This is a genomic window from Micromonospora sp. NBC_01412, from assembly GCF_045040215.1.
In the GTDB taxonomy this organism is placed as follows: Bacteria; Actinomycetota; Actinomycetes; order Mycobacteriales; family Micromonosporaceae; genus Micromonospora; species Micromonospora rubida.
On sequence record NZ_CP109528.1, the window covers coordinates 2,697,700 to 2,717,414 of the forward strand.

Sequence of the window (19,715 nt, forward strand, 5' to 3'; positions counted from 1 at the left end):
CCAGGGCCCGACACGGTCGCCACAGTGGACCGCCATCCGGAAATGACACCGTAACCGGTGTCACCCGCCGTCGCATCGGCGGAACCGGCAGACTAACCGACTCGCCCACCGGCCGCCGTTCGGGACGCAACACCGAACGCACCGGACCGGCACCTCGCTCACCCCCGCAGGCGCACCCGCAGCGCGTTCGCCGCCAGCCGCTCGCCGCGCTGCTCCGTCGCGTACGCCAGCCGGACGGCCTCCTCGGCGCTGGCCAGCGCCTCGACGGGCCGGCCGCACACAGCCAGCGCCTCGGCCAGCACGCTCGCCGCGACCACCTGGCTGCGCACGTCCTCCGCCGGGACGGCGACCGCCCGGTGGGCCCAGTCCAGGGCCTGCTCGTGCTGGCCGTGGGCGAGCAGCGCGGAAGCGTACCGGGCCATGGTCTGACGACGGGAGAACAGCAGCGACGGCGCGTTCGTGGAGGCGGTGGCCACCGGGGCGAGCAGCCCCACGGCGGTGGCGGAGTCGCCGGCGGCCAGCCGGGCCGTGGCCAGCAGCACCCGGGGGCCCACCTGGGCGGGCGCCTGCGGGTTGTGCGGCTCGACGGCGGTCAGCACCGCGCGCGCCAAGCGCTCGGCGGTGTCGCAGTCACCCAGGTCCAGCGCCACGAAGCCGCGCAGCGTGCCGGCCATCCCGGTGAGCAGCGGGTGCGAGGTCCGTTCGGCGTACGACATCGCGTCGCTGAGCAGGTCCGCGGCATGCTCCGGCTCGCCCAGCCCTCGGGCGACCACCCCGCGCGCCACCAGGGCGAAGCCCTGCCCCCAGTCGTCGGAGACCTCGGCGAAGTCCCGGTACGCCTGGCGGGCCGCCCGGTCGGCCTCGGCGATCTCGCCCAGTTCCGCGCCGGCGAACGCCTCGACCGCGCGCAGCGTGCCCACCGCCCACGCCTCACCGACCCGCTCGCCGAACGGGAGGAAGACCCGCGCGAGCCGGCACGCCTCCCCCAGCCGGCCGGCGAGCAGCCGGGCGAACGCCGTGGTGCCGCGCAGCCAGGCCCGCCCGTACGGGTCCTTCAGCTCGGCGAAGAGCCGGGCGGCCCGGCCGAGCACCGCGTCGGTGCCGGCGAAGTCGCCCCGGGTGGTGGTCACCCAGGCCAGGTTCTGCAACGACCAGGCCTGTCCCCGCCGGTCCTGCGCGGTCAGGCTGACCTGGTACGACGCCGCGAGCCGGCTGCTCGCCTGCCCCAGCCGGCCGGCCACGAAGTCGGCCATGCCGAGCCGGCGCATCGCCGAGGCGCGCAGGGTCGTCAGCTCGCCGGCGGTGGCCACCTGCAACGCCTCCTGCCAGCAGTCCACCGCCCGGGCCTGGTCGCCGAGGGTCTGGTGGGCCTGCCCGGCGAGCAGCAGGGCGCTGGTCCGGGTGCCGGCGTCGTCCCCGGCGTTGGCGGCGATCTTCTCCGCGTAGGCGAGCGCGTCGGCCGCCCGGCCGACCTGGAGCAGGGCGCGGGCGTGCGCCACCCGGTCGGCCGCCGGCACCCCGTCCCGGGCCATCTCGGCGGCGCGCTCGGCGTACTCGACGGCGGCGGACGGCTCCCCGGCCTGCAACGAGCGGCGGGCGGCCCGGCCCAGCGCGGCCACCCCGAGCGGGGCGACGGTGCGCGCCGGCGAGTCCGGACGCAGCTTCACCGCGTCGGCGAGCACGGCCGCCCGTTCCACGTGCTCGGCGACGAACGCGTCCCGGGCGTCGTCGGTGAACCCGGCGGGCCCGGCCGGCCGGCCGGGCCCGCCGGGCACCGCCCAGCGGGCCAGCGCGGCGTGCCGCTCGGCCAGCTCGGCTTTGCTCACCCCGGTGTACGCGGCCTCCCGCATCAACGGCGTGGCGAAGGCGAACCCGGTCCGGGTCCGGTGCAGCATCCGGCGTTGCAGCAGCTCCTCGACGGCCCGGTCGAGTTCCAGGGCGACCACGGCGGCCGGCCGGCCCGCCCGCCCGGCGCGCTGCTCGCGCAGCGCCTCCAGGGCGCCCGCCGGCACGGTGTCGCCGACCACGGCGGCGTCCCGCAGCACCGACCGGGCGTCCGGCGGCAACGCGTCGATCCGGGCGGCGAGCACGGCGGCCAGGTCCCGGGAGAGCAGCCGGCTGCCGAGCGAGCCGGGCGCGAGCCGCCAGCCGGCGTTGGCGGGGGCGGACCGGTCGGCCACGGCGGTCAGCGCGCCCCGCTCCATCAGCAGGGTGACCAGCTCGGCGAGGTAGAACGGGTTGCCCTGGGCCGTGATGAGCAGCCGGTCGGCGTCGGGCTGCGGCAGCTTCCCGCCGCCGAGGTAGCTGGTGAGCAGCCGGGCCGCGTCGGCGCCACGCAGCGGGGGCAGCGCGTGGACCTCGGCGTCCGCCACCCGGGTCAGCGCCCCGGCGGTACGCACCAGCTCGGGGCGGCCGAGCAGGAGCACCAGCACCGGGCCGGTGATCCGGGACAGGGTCAGCCCGAGCGCCCGGATGGTCTCGGCGGTGGCGTCGTGCAGGTCGTCGACGATCACCACCAGGGGCGCCTCGGCGGCCAGGGCGCTGAGCAGGTCGGCCACCGCGTTGGGCACGGCGTCCGCGTCGGCGGGCGGCTGGGCGGAACCCCACTCGCCCTGGTCGGTCGGGCTGCCGGCGGGTAGGTCGGCGTACCCGAGCAGGGCCAGGAACTGGTCGACGGCGACCGGGGCGACGTCGTCGCGGAGCCGGCCGAGGCGGTGGCCGAGCCGGCGCAGCCGCTCCTCCACGGCCGGCCGGGTCAGCGCGGTGGCCTGGTCGTTGGGCAGGCCGACGGCGGCCCGGACCAGGTCGGCCAGGGGCGCCAGCCGGCGGCGCTCGCCGAACGCGGCGCAACGCACCGAGAACACCCGGGCGCCGGTGTGCGCGGCGTACCGGCCGGGGCCGACGTCGTAGCCGGCGGCGAGGCGTTCCACCTCGGCGGAGAACCGGGACTTGCCGATCCCCGCCTCGGCGGTCATCAGCAGCACCCGGGGCTCGCCCCGGTCGATCACCTCGGCGAGCCGGCCGGCCACCCGGCCGACCTCGGTCTCCCGGCCGACGAACGGCGCCTCGTCGCCGAGGCCGGACCGGGTGCCCGGCGCGTCGAGCAGGCCGAGCAGCTCGTACGCCTCGACCGGCTCGCGCTTGCCCTTGAGCCGCAGCGGGCGCAGCGTCCGCCAGGACGCCACGTGCCGGGTCGCGGCGGAGGTGCGGGCGCCCGCGTAGACCGCGCCCACGGCTGCGGCGTCGGCCAGTCGGGCGGCGGTGTTCACCGTGTCGCCGATGACCGTGTACTCGATCGCCGCCTGGATGCCGGCGATCACGTCGCCGGTGTTCAGCCCGACCCGCAGGCCGAGCGGCGCACCGCCGCCCCGCTCGTCGTCGAGCACCCGGCGCACGGCCCGCTGCATGGACAGGGCGGCGCGGACGGCCCGCTCGGCGTCGTCCTCGTGGGCGACCGGGGCGCCGAAGACCGCCATGATCCCGTCGCCGGTCAGCTTGTCGACGTGCCCGCCGAAGGTCTTCACCGCCCCGGCGAGGGCGGCGAGCACCCGGTCGGTGACCGCGCCGACCCGTTCCGGGTCCAGGTCCTCCGACCAGGAGGTGAAGTCGGACAGGTCGCCGAAGAGCACGGTGACCACCCGCCGCTCGGCGGTCGGCAGGGCGGCGGCGGCCGGCAGGGCGACCCCGCAGTTGTGGCAGAACCGCGCCCCCGGGACGGCCAGCGTGCCGCAGACCGGGCAGGTCACGGCCGCTCCACCCCGTCCGGGGTGACCCCCAGGTACTCCAGCTGGGCCCGGACCGACCACTCGGCCGCCCACCACAGGGAGCGGTCCACGTCGGCGTACACCCGCGCCACCACCTCGGGCGCGCTGCTGGCACCCTCGTCGACCGCCTGCCGGACCTGGTCGAGCCGGGCGCGGCGGTGGGCGAGGTAGAACTCGGCCGCGACCCCGCAGTCGGCCAGCGCCGGGCCGTGCCCCGGCAGCGCCGGCACCCCCCGGTACGTCGACAGCAGCTCCAGGCTGGCCAGGTAGTCCCCGAGGTGCCCGTCCGGGTGGGCCACGACGGTGGTGCCCCGGCCCAGGATGGTGTCGCCGGTGAGCACCACCCGCTCGCCGTCGTGCTCCACGAGGAAGCAGATCGAGTCGGCGGTGTGGCCCGGCGCGGGGAGCGGCCGGATGACCAGGCCAGCCTGGTCGAGGTCGCCGCCCGGGGTGAGCGGCGGCCCGCCATGGCTGTGCGCCGGGTCGACGGCTCGCACGGGCACGCCGCCGAGCAGCTCGCGCAGCCGGGGCGAGCCCTCGGTGTGGTCCGGGTGGCCGTGGGTGATCAGCACGGTGGCGATCGGGCCGTGCGCCGCGATCGCGCTCAGGTGCCCGTCGTCGGCCGGCCCGGGATCGACCACCACGGCCGGCTCGCCGGGGCCGGACCGCAGCACCCAGGTGTTGGTGCCGTCGAGGGTCATCGGCCCCGGGTTCGGCGCGCGCAGCAGCGTCACCCACCTGGGCAGCTCGCCCGCCAGCGCCCCCACGGCCGCCGTGATGTGCCCCGTCATGTCAGCGATCGTACGACCCCGCCCGCCGCTCCCCACGATCCTGCACCTACGGCCTGGGATTTGTGCCCGTTCACGGCTTTGGCCGGGGCCCCGGGTGCCTGATCGTGGGGAGGGCGGGGATCAGGCGACCTCGACGATCAGCTCGACCTCGACGGGGGCGTCGAGGGGGAGTTCGGCGACGCCCACCGCGGAGCGGGCGTGCCGGCCGGCCTCGCCGAAGACCGCGCCGAACAGGTCGGACGCGCCGTTGATCACGCCCGGCTGGCCGGTGAAGCCCGGGGCGCTCGCCACGAACCCGGCCACCTTGACAATCTTGACGACGTTCTCTAGGCCGACCAGCGCGTCGACGGCGGCGAGGGCGTTCAGGGCGCACCGCTGCGCCAGGTCCTTGGCCTGCTCGGCGGAGACCCCGGCGCCCACCTTCCCGGTGGCCAGCAGCTTGCCCTGCGCCATGGGGAGCTGCCCCGAGACGTAGACGTGCTGCCCGGACTGGACGGCCGGCACGTAGCTGGCCACCGGGGGCACCACCTCGGGCAGCTCCAGCCCGAGCTCGGCGAGCTTCGCGTGTGGTCCGTTACCCACGCCGCTCACGCCCTCGGGCGCTTGAGGTACGCGACGAGCTGCTCCGGGTTGGGGCCGGGGACCACGGACACGAGTTCCCAACCGTCCTCACCCCAGTTGTCGAGGATCTGCTTGGTCGCGTGGACCAGCAGCGGCACGGTCGCGTATTCCCACTTCTGCATCTGAGCAGGGCTCCCTATCAGGCGGTGACGTTTCCGCCCCAGCCTACGATCCGGCGCCGCCGGGCGGCGCGGGACGCTGCTCCGGGGCGGTCGGCGGCTCGCCGCAGGGCTCCTCGTGGTCGTAACGCTGGGGGCAGCGGGACCGGTCGGGCAGCAGGAGGTCGCAGAAGACCCGGTGCCGGTTGTTCTGGTCGTCGGCGGTGGACACCGTGGTCTCGCCGGCGTCCAGCTCGGGCAGGAAGCCCAGCGAGATCGCGACCTTGCCGGCCAGCGCGGCCGCCGACGCCAGGTCGGCCACCCGGATCGGCAGGTGGATGACGTACCCGGTCTCCTCCTCGTCCCGGGAGCGCTCGGCCGGGAGGCTCAGGGTCCGCAGCATCTCCCCCGGGTCGGTGAGCCGACGGTAGGACCGCTCGTTGAACGGCAGGCCCGTGACCGGCCCCTCCTCGCCCGCGGGACCGGACCCGCCCCGCCGGGCGCTGCCGCAGGACGGGAACTGGGCTCGGGAGATGTTCTCGGTGTCGCGCATGTACTGCCTCCGGGCCTCGCGCCTGATCAAGTCGTAACCATTTGGCTCGGACCATCCACCGATCCGTCCCCCGCGCCGGCACGAACGTAGGACCGATTCCCGACAGGAACAACGAGACGCGCATGCCCGATCACCTCAAGTCACATATGCGACAGATCGAGGGTCCGGTACCGGATGGCGGGGATCGGCACTGCATGATCGGCGGATCGCCCCATCGACCCGTCCGGCCCGGGGACCCACCCGCCGCGCCGTTCACCGCTACCCTTCCGTCGGACGGACGTGCACGGCCCGTCCACCTTCGTTCGACCAGCCCTCGCGTCTGCGCGACGCCGACGGGCCGCACCCCGGGGGATCGACATGACCCAACCGCCCGACGGCGGCGCCACCGGCACGCCGAGCGGTCCGCCCTCCGGCGACCGCGTCCCCGGCCCGCCCGGCCAGGCCCCACCTGACCAGGCTCCACCCCAGCAGGCCCCACCTGACCAGGCCCCGCCTCAGCAGGCCCCGCCTCAGCAGGCCACGCCCGGCCAGTACCCGCCCGGCCAGGTCCCGCCCCAGCAGTTCCTGCCTGGCCAGGTCCCGCCCGGCACCACACCCGGCCAGTTCGGCGGTCCGGCCCAGTTCGGCGGTCCGGCCCAGTTCGGCGGTCCGGCCCAGTTCACCGCGCCCGGCGGCCCGGGAAGCCCCGCGTCGGGCGCGATCGCGCCGCCCCCACCGGGCTACCCGCCGTACCCCGCCCCGGCCCCGGTAGCGCCGAAGAAGCGGCGCGTCGTGCTGATCGTCTCGATCGTGGCCGCCCTGGCGCTGCTGCTGTGCGGCGGCGGGGGAACCGCCGCGTTCCTCACCCTGCGCAACGTCGAGAGCGGCGAGGGCGCGAAGGAGCCGGCCGAGGCGGTGGACGCCTTCCTCACCGCCGTCTACCGCGAGCGGGACGCGAAGAAGGCCGCCAGCCACGTCTGCGCCGCGTCACGGGACGAGAAGAAGATCGCCGCGAAGGTGGCGGAGGTGCGCGGGTACGTCGAGCAGCACAAGAGCCCCCGGTTCTCCTGGCCCAGCCCGAAGGTGGACAACCGGACCGGCGACCGGGCCACGGTCAGCACCAAGGTCACCATGACCACGTCCGACGAGAAGGTCGCCGACCAGGATCTCCGCTTCACGGTCGTACAGAAGACCGGCTGGTGGGTCTGCGAGATCGCCTGACCGCTCGGCGGCGGCCGGCCCCGGAGCGCCGGGGCCGGCCGCCGTCACCCGGGCCGCCGGGTGGATAGGCTCGACGGGTGCGAGCAGCTGAAGGGCGGGCCGATCCGACCGGTGCCGAGTGGCCGGCGCGCCTCCACGTGGTGACCGGCAAGGGCGGCACCGGAAAGACCAGCGTGGCGGCGGCGCTGGCCATGGCGCTGGCCACCGAGGGCCGGCGCACCCTGCTGGTGGAGGTCGAGGGGCGGCAGGGCATCGCCCAGCTCTTCGGCGTCGACCCGCTGCCGTACGCCGAGCGACGCCTGACCGACGCCCCCGGCGGCGGCGAGGTGTGGGCCCTGACGGTGGACGCCGAAGAGGCCCTGCTGGAGTACCTCGACATGTTCTACAAGCTCGGCGCCGCCGGCCGGGCGCTGCGCAAGTTCGGCGCGATCGACTTCGCCACCACCATCGCCCCCGGCCTGCGCGACGTGCTGCTGACCGGCAAGGTCAAGGAGGCCACCACCCGCACCGTCGGCCAGCGCCGGGCGTACGACGCGGTGGTGCTGGACGCGCCGCCGACCGGGCGGATCGGCCGGTTCCTCAACGTGACGGCGGAGACGGCCCGGCTGGCCAAGGTCGGCCCGATCAAGACCCAGAGCGAGGGGGTCGCCGCGCTGCTGCGCTCCCCGATGACCGCGGTGCACGTGGTGACGCTCCTGGAGGAGATGCCGGTCCAGGAGACCGTCGACGCGATCGCCGAGCTGACCCAGCTCGGCTTCCCGGTGGGCCGGGTGGTCGTCAACGCGGCCCGGCCGCCGCGCCCCGCGGGCCGGGCGGTGAGCGCGGCGGAGCTGAAGCGCGGGCTGGTCGCCGCCGGGCTGCCGGCCGACCGGAACACCGTCGCCGGGCTCGCCGCCGAGGCACGCGACCAGCTGATCCGCCGGGAGCTGGAGGACTCGCTCCGCGCCGAACTGGTCGAGCTGGGGCTCCCCCTGACCGAGCTGCCGCTGCTGCCCGACGGGGTCGACCGGGCGGGCCTCGAGACGCTGGCCCGGGCGCTCGTCCGGGCGGAGTGACGCACACTGCAGCCGGCACGGCGCGGAGATTCCCCGGAGCCCGATACGCTCGATTGGTGCCTTCCGAAGACGCGGCGCCGCAGCTGGACGTCGACCAGATCCTCGCCGACCCCGGCGTGCGGATCGTGGTGTGCTGCGGGGCGGGCGGGGTGGGCAAGACGACTACCGCCGCCGCGCTCGCGCTGCGGGCCGCCGAGCAGCACGGACGGCGTACGGTGGTGCTCACCATCGACCCGGCCCGCCGGCTGGCCCAGTCGCTCGGCCTGACCGAGCTGGACAACACGCCCCGCCAGGTCAAGGGCATCGACGTCGAGGCCAGCGGGGGCGAGCTGCACGCCATGATGCTCGACATGAAGCGGACCTTCGACGACGTGGTGCTCCAGCACACCGACCCGGCGAAGGCGGCGGATATCTTCGCCAACCCCTTCTACCAGGCCATGAGCTCCACGTTCGCCGGCACGCAGGAGTACATGGCGATGGAGAAGCTCGGCCAGCTGCACGCCCGGGGCGAGTGGGACCTGATCGTGGTGGACACCCCGCCGTCCCGCTCGGCGCTGGACTTCCTGGACGCGCCGGCCCGGCTGTCCCGCTTCCTCGACGGGCGGATGCTGCGGCTGCTGCTGGCGCCGGCCCGCAGCGGGGGGCGGAGCATGTTCAGCCTCGTCACCGCGAGCTTCGGCATGTTCTCGAAGGTGGTGCAGAAGGTGCTCGGCGCCCAACTGCTCACCGACCTGTCCGGCTTCGTGGCCGCGCTGGACTCGATGTTCGGCGGCTTCCGGCAGCGGGCCGAGCAGACGTACCGGATCCTGCAGGCGCGGGAGACGGCGTTCCTGCTGGTCGCGACCCCGGAGCCGGACGCGGTCCGGGAAGCGGCGTACTTCGCCGGGCGGCTGGGCGAGGAGCGGATGCCGCTGGCCGGCCTGGTGCTCAACCGGGTGCACCGGTCGGCGGTCGACTCCCTGGACGCGGCGACCAGCCTGGCCGCCGCCGACCGGCTGGCCGAGGCCGGGGGGCACTCCGGGGCCGTCGACGTGTTGCGGGCCCACGCCGCGCTGGCCCAGCAGGCGCACCGCGAGAAGCAGGTGGCGGCCCGGTTCAGCGAGGCGTTCCCGCAGGTGCCGGCGGTGTCGGTGACGGCGCAGCCCGCCGACGTGCACGACATCGACGGGCTGCGGACGATCGGCGCGGCGATCAGCCGGCCGTGACCGGCGTCAACCGGCCGTGACCAGGACCTTGTCCTTGCCGGGATTGTCCTTGCCGGGATTGTCCTTGCCGGACTTGTCCTTGGCGTTCTTCTTCATGGCCGCCTCGAACATCTTCCGCCAGCTCGCGACCTGGGGGTGCCGGCGCAGCAGGGCCCGGCGTTCCCGCTCGGTCATGCCACCCCACACCCCGAACTCGATCCGGTTGTCGAGCGCGTCGGCCAGGCACTCGTACCGAACTGGGCAGCTCCGGCAGATCCGCTTCGCCACGTTCTGTTCAGCGCCCTGTACGAACAGTGCGTCCGGGTCCCCGTTCTGACACGCCGCCAGCGACGGCCAGTCAGTGATCATGCCCATGTGTACACGTCCCCCCTTGCAGTACCTACCGACGTCGCGCGACCAGCCGTCGAATCCCCTGCCGTCCGCCCGACCCCCCGGGCGGCGCGGACGGCACGTGGCTCGGTCACCGCCATCATCATGCTCCGTAGTCGACTGATTACGCAACGTTGTCGGCAAAAACCATCATTACGGACACTCCCGGCTTCCCGGGCCTTCGGCCCCCGTCTACCCGGCCGGAGTACGTGAAAACGCCGCGTCGCTCCTCCGATCGGTGAAGACTCGTCGCCGGATCCACGCAACCTCACACCAGGGTTCGTGCGTTTAGCACAACGAGGTCGGCGCGCGCAGGAAATGGGAGAAAGACGCCCCAGCGCCCCTCATTCCCTACTCGCGTACTCTGTCGAGGTGACCTGGATGCGGAAACGTGACCACAATGTGCTGACCAACGCCGCATCGCTACTCATCTGTGGCCTGCTGGCCGGCGTGGTGGTCGCGGCGGCGGCCTTCCCCGCGGTGGCGATGTCCGGGCTGGCCGCCAAGGCCGGCGCGGAGACCTTCGGAGCCCTGCCCAAGGAGCTGACGGTGGGCCGGGCCCCGCAGATCAGCTACCTGCTCGCCTCCGACGGCAAGACACCGCTGGCGACCATGTACGACGAGAACCGGCGCGACGTGAAACTCGCCGACATCTCGCCGTTCATGCAGAAGGCGATCATCGCCGCCGAGGACCACGAGTTCTACAAGCACAACGGCGTCGACCTCAACGGCATCGCCCGCGCGTTCGTCAACAACCAGTCCGGCGCCAACTCCCAGCAGGGCGCGTCGACCCTGACGATGCAGTACGTCCGGCTGGCCATCGCGTACTCGGCCACCCACCCGGCCGACGTGGTCGCCGCGACCGAGGACACCAGCGCCCGCAAGCTGCGCGAGATGCGGCTGGCCCTCCAGGTCGACAAGGAGTTCTCCAAGGACGAGATCCTCACCCGCTACCTGAACCTCGCCTCCTTCGGCAACGGCGCGTACGGGGTCTACGCCGCCAGCCAGGTCTACTTCGGCAAGCCGCCGAGCAAGCTCAAGATCGAAGAGGCGGCCATGCTGGCCGGCATGGTGAAGGCTCCGACCACCAACGACCCGACCACCAAGGCCGGATACCCGCTGGCCCTCGCCCGACGCGACTACATCATCGGGAACATGGTCGACATCGGCGCCATCACCAAGGAGGAGGGCGAGGCCGCCAAGGCCACCAAGATGGTGGTCAAGGACAAGAAGACCCCGAACGGCTGCGTCGCCACCACCAAGAAGGAGTGGGGCTTCTTCTGCGACTACTTCTACCGCTGGTGGATGCAGCAGGAGACGTTCGGCTCGACCTCGTACGACCGGGAGCGGCGGCTCAAGAGCGGCGGCTACACGATCGTCACCAGCCTCGACGCGCAGGCGCAGAACGGCGCCGACAAGGCGGTCCGCAAGGGCCTCGGGGTCAACAGCAAGGCGGCCCGGATGGTCTCGGTGATCGAGCCGGGCACCGGGCGGGTCCGGGCGCTCGCGGTGAACCGGAACTTCAAGATCGACGACCCGAAGAAGCCGCAGAACAAGATCAACAGCGACCCGGCGAAGGCCAAGAAGAAGATCCGGGGCAACTACCCCAACACGGTGAACCCGCTGCTCACCGGCGGTGGCGACATCAAGGGATACCAGGCCGGCTCGACGTTCAAGATCTTCACGATCGTCGCCGCCCTGGAGAAGGGCATCCCGCTCAGCTACACGATCAACTCGCCGAAGCAGTTCAAGTCCGAATACATCATCGACAGCAGCAGCAACGCGGCCTGCCCGGGCACACACTTCTACTGCCCCACCAACTCCGTGGAGTCGATGGCCGGCGTGCACAACATGTGGAGCGCGTTCGGCCGATCGGTGAACACCTTCTTCGTCCCGCTCCAGCAGCAGGTCGGCTCGGAGAACGTGATCAAGGCGGCGCAGAAGATGGGCATCCAGTTCCGCTCGGCCGAGGACGCCAACTTCGCCAACAACAAGGAGGCCGCGCACCAGTGGGGCGCGTTCACCCTGGGCGTCTCGGCCACCACGCCGCTGGACCTGGCCAACGCGTACGCGACCCTGGCCGCCGACGGCAAGTACTGCGAGCCGATCCCGGTGCAGGAGATCAAGGGCCCGGACGGCAAGAAGCTGGACATCGCCAACCCGCGCTGTGAGCAGCGGATCAGCACCGAGGTCGCCCGGGCCGCCGTGGACGCGGCCCGCTGCCCGGTCGGCGACCGCTCGTCGACCTCCAAGTGCACCGGCGCGACCGCGCCGAACGTGCGTGGCATCGTCGGCAAGCCGGTGGCCGGCAAGTCCGGCACCACCGACTCGGAGAAGACGTCCTCCCTGGTCGCGATGACCAAGCAGTACGCGGTCGCCGGCATCCAGGCCGACCCGGACTGGCCGCAGACCAACCAGAAGATGGGTCACAACGAACCGACGGGCATCAACCCGCCGGTGTTCGAGACGCTGCGCGACGCCATGAAGGGCAAGAAGGGCATCGAGTTCACCCCGCCCAGCGGCAAGATCATGGAGGGTGACCAGCGCTCGATCCCCGACGTGAAGTGTCAGGACCTCGAAACCGCCAAGAACCGGCTCAAGGGCGCCGGCTTCGACGTGGTGGTCTCCTCCAGCCGGGTGGCGTCGAGCTGCGCGGCCGGCAAGGCCGCCGGCACCAGCCCGAACGGCCGCACCATCAAGGGCGGAGTGGTGACCATCGAGGTCAGCAGCGGCAGCAGCAAACCGGTCACCCCGCCGAACAACGACGGCACCGGCAACGGGCCCGGCCAGGGTGGCCGCCCGGGTCGCCCTGGCTGACCCACCGGCCCTAGGCCACGACGGAACGGGCGGGCACCCCTTCGGGGGTGCCCGCCCGTTCCGTTCCGTCACTGACCATGAACTGGATCACCGCAACCGGGACAGCACACAGCAGAAGCGCAACCACGGCAGTCCCGACCAGTGCGACCCGGACGGGCTCAGCTACCCCGTAGCGCGTCCTGGACAGCAGGGTCTGCGGGCGAGCGGACCGCTGGCGGCCTGCGCCGTACAGCGTCCCACGCCGCCTTCCCGCTGGCGAAGTAGTCGCGAATCGCCTTCTCGGCGAGCAGAGTGGCAGCGCAGCCGGCACAGCGGGCGGCCACCCCGTCGACGTCGAGGCCGAGGCGTCGGCACAGCGTCACTGCCCGCGACAGGTGGTACGACTGCGTCACGATCAGGGCCCGAGTGACCCCGTACACCTCACGGGCCCGGGCGCAGCTGTCGTACGTGTCCAGGCCGAACGGGTCAGCCACCACGCGCCGCGGATCGACGCCGAGCCCCGTCAGGTACGACGTCATCACGGTTGGCTCGTCGCCAGACGCGCCGCCGCCGTCCCCGGACACGAGGATCACCCGGGCACGCCGGTCGTGCACGAGCGCCGCAGCGGTTTCCAGTCGGCCGGCGAGCCGGTCCCCCGGTTGGCTGCGGTCCGCCGCCACCTCAGTGCCCAGGACGATGACGACGTCCGCAACCGGCGCGCCGGACTCCGCGTACAGGTGGCCGCGTGCGGCGATCTGCGTCCACGCCCACGGGGCACTGACGAGAAGCAGCGCGACGACGCCTGCGACGGCAAGGCGCGCCAGGCGTCGACGCAGCCGGGCTCGCGGGTGCGTCCGGTCGGCCATCCCGCCCGGCGTCAGAGGCCCAGCTGTCCGCGTACCTCGGCGGCCACCCGGCCCCCCTCGGCCCGTCCGGCCACCGCGGCTTGGGCCGCCTTCATGGCCAGGCCCATCTGCGCTTTCCCGCTGAACCCGCCGGCGGCGAGCGCCCCCGCGACCAGCTCGGCCAGCTCGTCGTCGGAGAGCTGCTTGGGCAGGTAGCCGTCCAGCACCTCGCCCTCGGCGGTCTCCTTCGCGGCCTGCTCGGCGCGACCGGCGTCGGCGAAGGCGGTGGCTGCCTCCCGCCGCTTCTTCGCCTCCTTGGTCAGCACCGCGAGCACCTCGTCGTCGGTGAGCTCGCGCTTGGCCTTGCCGGCGACCTCGGCCGTGCCGACGGCGGCCAGCGCCATCCGCAGGGTGGAGGTGGTCAGCTCGTCGCGGGCCTTGAGTGCGGCGCGCATGTCGGCGGTGAGGCGGTCCTTCAGCGTGCTCATGAACGGTGAAACTACCCTGGTTGGCATGCGAAAGCGCACACTATTCCGGCTCGCCCTCGGGACCGCCGCCGCCGGAGCGGCAACCCTGGCGTACGCGTCACTCGTCGAGCGCAACATGTTCACCCTGCGTCGGTTCGACGTGCCGGTGCTGCCGGCCGACACCGAACCGCTGCGGGTGCTGCACCTGTCGGACCTGCACATGATGCCGGAGCAGCGACGCAAGCAGGAGTGGGTGGCGTCGCTCGCGGCGCTGGACCCGGACCTGGTCGTGGTCACCGGGGACAACATGGCCGACCCGGGCGCGGTGCCCGGCGTGCTGCGTGCCCTGCACCCGCTGCTGGACCTGCCCGGCGCGTTCGTCTTCGGCTCGAACGACTACACCGGGCCGGTGCTGAAGAACCCGTTCAGCTACCTCCTTCCCGACCGGGAGTACACCGAGGGCGTCGAGCTGCCGTACGAGGAACTGCGCGACGTCCTCACCGGGGCCGGCTGGGCGGACCTGAACAACGCCCGGACGACGCTCAAGGCGGGCGGCCGGCTGATCGAGCTGGTCGGGGTCGACGACCCGCACGTGGCGCGGGACGACTACCCCGCCGTCGCCGGCCCCGTCTCCGCCTCGGCGGACCTGTCGATCGCCCTGGCCCACTCCCCCGAGCCGGCCGTGCTCGACCGGATGGCCGAGGACGGCTTCGGCCTGCTGCTCGCCGGCCACACCCACGGCGGCCAGGTCTGCGTGCCCGGCTACGGGGCGCTGGTGACCAACTGCGGGCTGCCCCGGTCGATGGCGAAGGGCCTGCACCGCTGGCCCGGCTCCGACTCCTGGCTGCACGTCTCCGCCGGCCTGGGCACCCACCCGACCGCCCCGGTCCGGTTCGCCTGCCGCCCGGAGGCGAGCATCCTCACCCTGATCCCGCGCTGACCCACGGCCCGGCCCGGTTCGGCTCGGCCCGGTTCGGCTCGGCCCAGCTCAGCCCGATTCGGCTCGGCTCGGCTCGCTCGGCCCGGCTCGGGTCGACTGGTTCGGGTCGGCCGGTCCGGGTGTGACCTGCGCCGCTTTGGCGCTGTCCGCGTGCGCTACCGCCGGCCGGCCCGGGGCACGCCCCCCGACCCCCGGCGGGCGGTCAGGCTCGGGCGACGGGTTCGCCGGGGCGCATCCGCCGCCCTGTGCCGCGGGCCCGACGGGGCGGCAGGGCTGGTCGCGCGCCTTTGGAGCTGAGTCGGCTGCGACATCGACCCCGGGACAGCCCGAGGGCGTCGGGGTGGCGAGCTGCGAAGGGGGTACCGAGTTTGACCATCGCACCGGGTGGGCTAGTATTTGTCCGCACGCCTCGGGGTGTGGCGCAGCTTGGTAGCGCGCTTCGTTCGGGACGAAGAGGTCGTCGGTTCGAATCCGGCCACCCCGACAGAGGTCAGAGGGCACATTCGATCGATGGATGTGCCCTCTAGTGTTTCCGTACAGCAGTTGAGTACAGCAGCGGCTATCGCAGGCTCTCGCCCAGCCGCTTGAGCGCGTCCCGAGTGGCGTCCGAGGACGCCTGGGAGTAGATCTCCATCGTCACCGACACCTCGGCGTGCCGGAGCACCTGCATGATGACGCGCGGGTGCACGTTCAGGTCGACGAGCAGGGTCGCGCAGGTACGCCGGGCGTCGTGCACGGTGATCTTGCGGACTCCGGCTCGGGCGCAGCGGGCGTCCCAGGAGCGGTTGAAGTTGCGCGGCTCCACGGGGGTTCCGTAGCGGGTGGTGAACAGCAGTCGCGAGCCCTGCCAGGCGATGCCCGCCTGATCGCGGTCGTTCTTCCTCGCCTGCTGGCGAAGGTCGAGCGTCGCCGCGCAGATGTCCGGCAGTGGGAGCGTGGTGTCCGAGGTCTGCGTCTTGGTCTCGCGGTGCAGCAACTGACCGCCGACCCGCTGCAACTGCCAGCCGATGCGAGGAGGGGACACCCTTGACGGGAACCGCAGCGCAGGGTCTGGTCACCGTACCGGCTTGGTGGGTATCGGCGTCGGGCCCCAGCCGGTCAGGAGAGGGTGGACGCCCGGCCGTCAGACGTCGGATTCGAGGGCGAAGGTGTTGCCGTCCGGATCCTGGAACCACGCGATACGTCCACCGCCGGCTCGAGCGGTGATTCCCTTGGCGTCATGTTCGAACTGGTCGTATCGGATGAACTCGACGCCGGACGAGACGAGTTCGTCAACGATCTGGTCGATGTCGTCGACGTACCATGTCGCCAGTGTCGCCGGGCTCTTTCCAGCAGTAACCGACTGGTACACGTTCAGTGCCGCCACGCCGCCAGAACCATAGACGCGGCTGCCATCGGCGATGTTAGCGCTGGGGCCCGACTGCAGCGCCTGTAGGCCCAGTTGGCCTTCGTAGAACGCGACCGCCCGTTGTATGTCGGACACGGCGATCGAAGTTCTGAGGTGATACGTGCTCAACGGCATGAACCACTGTCGCACACGCAACGCACTGGAGTCAGGGCGAGCAGACGTGCGAGGGTGTCGATGACCCGGTGGGCGGCGGAGTGCGACACCCCGAACAGCGGGCCGATCTGCCTCATCGTCAGGTTCGTCCGCCAGTAGGTCACGACCAGCAACACCCGATCGGCGACCAGCCGGACCAGCCTGCGGAACTGGGCGGTTGCAACCCCGTGAACGGGAAGATCCACTCCGGGCCCGCCGCAGCGACCGCGCGTACCTCTTCCTGCACGACGGCCGCACGGTCCGAAAGATCATCGCGGGGTACGCCGACTGGGCCCGCCGCCTCTTCGCCGAGGGCCACGGCCCCTGCTGACAAAACGCGACGTCGGACAGAATGCCGATTGCCAGGAATTGACCACCGTGGAACCATCTCCCCGCCGTGCATGGGCACGGCACGTCACGGGGAGTTGATGTGAGAAGAACCCTGTCCACCCGCCCGCCACACCGGGCCAACCGAGTCTTCCCGCCGCTCGCGCTGGTCGCGGCGGCCGCCATGGTGGTGTCCACCGTCCTGGTGGGGCCGTCCGCCGCGCTCGCGGCGGATCCGAGCCCCGGGCCGGCCACCGCCCCGTCCGCACCGTCCGCCGCGTCCGCACCGTCCGCCGCGTCCGCACCGTCCGCCCCGTCCGCACCGTCCGCACCGTCCGCCCCGTCCGCCCCGTCCGCACCGTCCGCCTCGGCCGCACCGGCGCCCTCCGCCCCGGCCAGCAGCGCGGCAACCGGGGCGACGCGGAAGCAGCGCCCGACGCGGACCGCCGCCGTCCCGCGGACCCCGAAGAAGCTGCCCGGCAGGGTCGCCCGCTGCACCGGCAAGCTGACCTTCGGTGCGGTGCGCACCTGCCCGTCCATCGTGGGCGGGGCCGAGAACGTCTGGACGGTAACCACCACCGTCGCCTCGGACACCCTGTACATCCGGCTCAACAAGGTGTCGGGCACCGGTGTCGGCGCCCGGGTGACCAACGGGATCGGCGAGGTCCTCTGCTACGTCGGCTCCTACCTCAACGAGTGCCGACTCGGCCCAGCCGGCACCTACACCCTCAGGGTGACGACCGACTACGGCACCGGGGAGGGGTCCTACACCCTCTCCGCGGAGTCGATGCGGAAGCCGTCAACGTGTGCCACCCTGCCGGAGTCCTTCTTCTCGTTCGCCTCGGCGGGTGTCAGTGGCACCCTGCCGGCCGGACTGGCCGCCCGCTGCTACCAGTTCAACCAGCCCGTCGGCAGCAAGCTGCTCCTAGCGGATCCGGGCGGCGCGGGTGACGTGCAGGGCAGCATCCTGGACGGCCAGTACGAGCCGGCGGGTTGCCCGGTCCGATACCTCACCGAGTGCACGCTAAGCCAGCCGGGACCCTACCGGCTCTTCCTCCAGGAGACCTACGGGAACGAGACGGCCTACAGGCTCAGGATGCCGCGCATCTCGCAGGCGGCCGGCTGCCCGGCCGTGCCGCTGGCCCCGTTCGGCGACCCCGGCGCGGCGGTCGGTCAGGGCTCCCTGCCCCAGTACGACGAGGTGGGCTGCCACTCGCTCACCGCCAACGAGGCCGGGGCGATCCTGGTCCGGTTCAACCGGTTCCAGGACCAGTACCTGTGGTGGACGATGTACGACGCCGCCGGCCAGCTGATCTGCGACGAGTACTCCTCACAGCGCTACTGCGCCCTGCCCGCAGCCGGGTCCTACACCCTGCTGGTCCGGAATCAGAACGACTCCCGCACCGGGGTCGACTACGAGGTCGCCCTGACCGCACTGCACCGCGCCGACGGGTGCGCCGCGGCGACCGGCACCTCGTGGGACCAGCCGGCGCTGCTGGTGCACCAGACCTCGCCGGTGCAGACCAACTGCCAGCCGTTCGACGGCGAGGCCGGCGATCGGATCCTTCTCTACACCACCCCGGTCGTCTACAACGAGGCCTGGGCGTGGTTGGTCGACGACACCGGCGCCCGGTTGTGCACCGAATGGTCGGAGCACGACGGGTGCGTGCTGCCCGCCACCGGCACCTACCGGGTCGTCTCGTTCCTGTGGAACTGGGACACCGGCAGCCAGGACCTGACGTACAGGATGCAGGTGCGCCGCCTGTCCGAGGCGGAGGGCTGCCCGACCGTCGCGCCCGGGGCGTACGGCACGGCGCCGTCCGGGGCCCCGGACGGCATCCGCTGCCGCACCCTGGACATCCCGACCGCCGGCGCCTACCGGGTCAAGGCAGTCTCGGCCACCAACCATGAGATGTACGGCCGGGTGTACGACCAGGCGGGCCTAGGCGTCTGCGGCAGCGGCCGCTGTGAGATCCCCGCCGCCGGCAGGTACACGCTGGTGCTGGGTGGCAACGGGACCAGCCAGGTGATCGACACCGACGTTCCGTACGCCGTGGCGCTTCTGCCCTGGACCCCCTCGGGCTGCCCGGCCGTCTCGGACGCCGGCTGGCTCGACGCACCGCACCAGGGGGCGTTCCTGGCCGCCGGAGAGCACGACTGCCTCCAGCTGGCCAGCCCGGCCGGCTCCCGGGTCGTCCAGTCGCTGCCCGGCGACGCCACCGGCGCGGGGCGGCCGGAGGTCGCGGTCGTTGATGCCACCGGCGCATACCTGTGCGACTACTCCTCCCTGGTCCAGTACAGCTGCGAACTGGCCGGCGAAGCCCCGTTCTACGCGGTGCTGAGCAGCCCTTCCGGCAGCCCCACCGGCACGTACTCGCTGGCCTTCACCCGGGTCGGCGGCCCGCCGGCCTGCCCCGCGCTGTCGCGGGACGCGGCGGGGGCGACGGCCACCACCGGCGCGGGACGCTTCGTGGTCTGCTACTCGGTCCCGGCCGACCAGCACGCCGCCCGGGAGACCTTCACCTGGACGAGGACCTCAGGCGACGGGGACGCACGCCTGTCGGTTCTCGACAGCAGCGGAACCCGATACTGCGGTCCGACCGGATACGCCGTCGGGCGGACGATCACCTGCACCCTTCCCGAGGGCCCGGTCACCGTGCTGCTGGAGACGGACGCGGTCGACGCCGCGTACCGGCTCACCCACCAGGACGCCAGCGCCCCCGTCACCTGAGTCGAGGTGGGGCCGGCCCTGCGGGGCCGGCCCCACTCGCACAGGCCCTGTGGAACGCGGAAGCCCGGCCGATCCTTGCGGATCGACCGGGCGTTCTCGCTGTTCACGAGCGGTGGCGAAGGGATTTGAACCCTCGGAGGGCGTAAACCCTCACACGCTTTCGAGGTCTGCGAGGGGCCTGCCCGACCCGCTTTTCTGATCCCCGGTTTCGGGAGCCCACGTCTGGCGAGCGTGAGACCGTACGCCGCTACGTCGGTGAAGAGCCGCCTGTGGTTGTGGCGTTTGACGTTGACGCCGAGGGCGGTGGCGGGGTCGTCCCCTGTGTTGTTGCGGCGGCCTCTGTCGGGATCGTGACAGGTCTCGTCTACCGCTACTGGCGGGAGGACCTCAAGGAGGGGGAGCGGTTGGCCCCA

Annotated in this window: 16 protein-coding genes, 1 tRNA gene and 2 pseudogenes; 8 read left to right on the top strand and 11 right to left on the bottom strand. The window is 72.8% G+C overall.

The window, feature by feature from the left end; genetic code table 11:
• Positions 1 to 158: 158 nt before the first annotated feature.
• The 5 genes from OG617_RS12290 to OG617_RS12310 form a co-directional block, all read right to left on the bottom strand.
• Positions 159 to 3,746 carry an adenylate/guanylate cyclase domain-containing protein gene (locus OG617_RS12290; RefSeq protein WP_405101403.1) on the bottom strand — a complete coding sequence of 1,196 codons (3,588 nt, stop codon included), beginning with the start codon at positions 3,744 to 3,746 and terminating at the stop codon, positions 159 to 161.
• Complete coding sequence (locus OG617_RS12295) at positions 3,743 to 4,555, bottom strand: MBL fold metallo-hydrolase (RefSeq protein WP_405101405.1); 813 nt, start codon at positions 4,553 to 4,555, stop codon at positions 3,743 to 3,745. Before OG617_RS12295 ends, OG617_RS12290 begins: the two co-directional genes overlap by 4 nt.
• A gap of 120 nt (positions 4,556 to 4,675) precedes the next feature.
• Positions 4,676 to 5,137, bottom strand: a complete 462-nt coding sequence (locus OG617_RS12300; RefSeq protein ID WP_161686611.1) for a RidA family protein — start codon at positions 5,135 to 5,137, stop codon at positions 4,676 to 4,678.
• Between the two features lie 5 nt (positions 5,138 to 5,142).
• Positions 5,143 to 5,298 (bottom strand): DUF4177 domain-containing protein, encoded by a 156-nt coding sequence (locus OG617_RS12305; RefSeq protein WP_146604112.1) that lies wholly within the window; start codon positions 5,296 to 5,298, stop codon positions 5,143 to 5,145.
• A 43-nt stretch (positions 5,299 to 5,341) separates the two neighbouring features.
• Entirely contained in the window at positions 5,342 to 5,827 is a 486-nt protein-coding gene (locus OG617_RS12310; protein WP_405101408.1) for a hypothetical protein, read from the bottom strand.
• 564 nt (positions 5,828 to 6,391) lie between these two features.
• Between OG617_RS12310 and OG617_RS12315 the strand changes: the two genes are divergently transcribed.
• From OG617_RS12315 to OG617_RS12325, 3 genes are all read left to right on the top strand, one after another.
• Positions 6,392 to 7,027, top strand: coding sequence for a hypothetical protein (locus OG617_RS12315; protein WP_405103645.1), 636 nt, complete (start codon positions 6,392 to 6,394; stop codon positions 7,025 to 7,027).
• Positions 7,028 to 7,104: 77 nt separating this feature from the next.
• Positions 7,105 to 8,082: an ArsA-related P-loop ATPase gene (locus tag OG617_RS12320; protein ID WP_405101410.1), complete on the top strand. Its 978-nt coding sequence runs from the start codon at positions 7,105 to 7,107 to the stop codon at positions 8,080 to 8,082.
• 53 nt (positions 8,083 to 8,135) lie between these two features.
• On the top strand, positions 8,136 to 9,287 hold the full coding sequence (locus OG617_RS12325; RefSeq protein ID WP_405101412.1) for an ArsA family ATPase: 1,152 nt from the start codon (positions 8,136 to 8,138) through the stop codon (positions 9,285 to 9,287).
• 6 nt (positions 9,288 to 9,293) lie between these two features.
• Here the strand turns inward: OG617_RS12325 and OG617_RS12330 are convergent, their stop codons facing one another.
• The gene (locus OG617_RS12330; protein ID WP_405101414.1) at positions 9,294 to 9,641 is read right to left on the bottom strand and encodes a WhiB family transcriptional regulator; all 348 of its coding nucleotides are present in this window, start codon (positions 9,639 to 9,641) and stop codon (positions 9,294 to 9,296) included.
• Positions 9,642 to 10,037: 396 nt separating this feature from the next.
• Here OG617_RS12330 and OG617_RS12335 point away from each other — a divergent pair, with 396 nt between their 5' ends.
• On the top strand, positions 10,038 to 12,473 hold the full coding sequence (locus OG617_RS12335; protein WP_405101416.1) for a transglycosylase domain-containing protein: 2,436 nt from the start codon (positions 10,038 to 10,040) through the stop codon (positions 12,471 to 12,473).
• Positions 12,474 to 12,631: 158 nt separating this feature from the next.
• On the opposite strand, the gene OG617_RS12340 is transcribed toward OG617_RS12335, so the two are convergent.
• Complete coding sequence (locus tag OG617_RS12340) at positions 12,632 to 13,318, bottom strand: vancomycin high temperature exclusion protein (RefSeq protein WP_405101418.1); 687 nt, start codon at positions 13,316 to 13,318, stop codon at positions 12,632 to 12,634.
• Positions 13,319 to 13,329: 11 nt separating this feature from the next.
• The gene (locus OG617_RS12345; RefSeq protein WP_405101420.1) at positions 13,330 to 13,785 is read right to left on the bottom strand and encodes a GatB/YqeY domain-containing protein; all 456 of its coding nucleotides are present in this window, start codon (positions 13,783 to 13,785) and stop codon (positions 13,330 to 13,332) included.
• A gap of 25 nt (positions 13,786 to 13,810) precedes the next feature.
• On the opposite strand from OG617_RS12345, the gene OG617_RS12350 reads away from it, so the two are divergent.
• Positions 13,811 to 14,704 (top strand): metallophosphoesterase, encoded by an 894-nt coding sequence (locus OG617_RS12350; RefSeq protein WP_405101422.1) that lies wholly within the window; start codon positions 13,811 to 13,813, stop codon positions 14,702 to 14,704.
• 410 nt (positions 14,705 to 15,114) lie between these two features.
• Positions 15,115 to 15,188 (top strand) — tRNA-Pro (locus tag OG617_RS12355).
• Positions 15,189 to 15,263: 75 nt separating this feature from the next.
• On the opposite strand, the pseudogene OG617_RS12360 reads toward OG617_RS12355, so the two are convergent.
• The 3 genes and pseudogenes from OG617_RS12360 to OG617_RS12370 form a co-directional block, all read right to left on the bottom strand.
• Positions 15,264 to 15,713 (bottom strand): annotated as a pseudogene (locus OG617_RS12360) (tyrosine-type recombinase/integrase); the annotation flags it as partial.
• A 114-nt stretch (positions 15,714 to 15,827) separates the two neighbouring features.
• The gene (locus tag OG617_RS12365) at positions 15,828 to 16,226 is read right to left on the bottom strand and encodes a VOC family protein (RefSeq protein WP_405101424.1); all 399 of its coding nucleotides are present in this window, start codon (positions 16,224 to 16,226) and stop codon (positions 15,828 to 15,830) included.
• Positions 16,227 to 16,252: 26 nt separating this feature from the next.
• Positions 16,253 to 16,491: pseudogene (locus OG617_RS12370) on the bottom strand (transposase family protein); the annotation flags it as partial.
• Here OG617_RS12370 and OG617_RS12375 point away from each other — a divergent pair.
• Both OG617_RS12375 and OG617_RS12380 read left to right on the top strand, forming a co-directional pair.
• On the top strand, positions 16,423 to 16,575 hold the full coding sequence (locus tag OG617_RS12375; RefSeq protein ID WP_405104138.1) for a hypothetical protein: 153 nt from the start codon (positions 16,423 to 16,425) through the stop codon (positions 16,573 to 16,575). The pseudogene OG617_RS12370 and the gene OG617_RS12375 sit on opposite strands and share 69 nt — an antisense overlap.
• Before the next feature lie 99 nt (positions 16,576 to 16,674).
• A complete protein-coding gene (locus OG617_RS12380; RefSeq protein WP_405101426.1) occupies positions 16,675 to 19,302 on the top strand; it encodes a hypothetical protein in 2,628 nt (875 codons plus the stop codon).
• Positions 19,303 to 19,715: the final 413 nt, after the last annotated feature.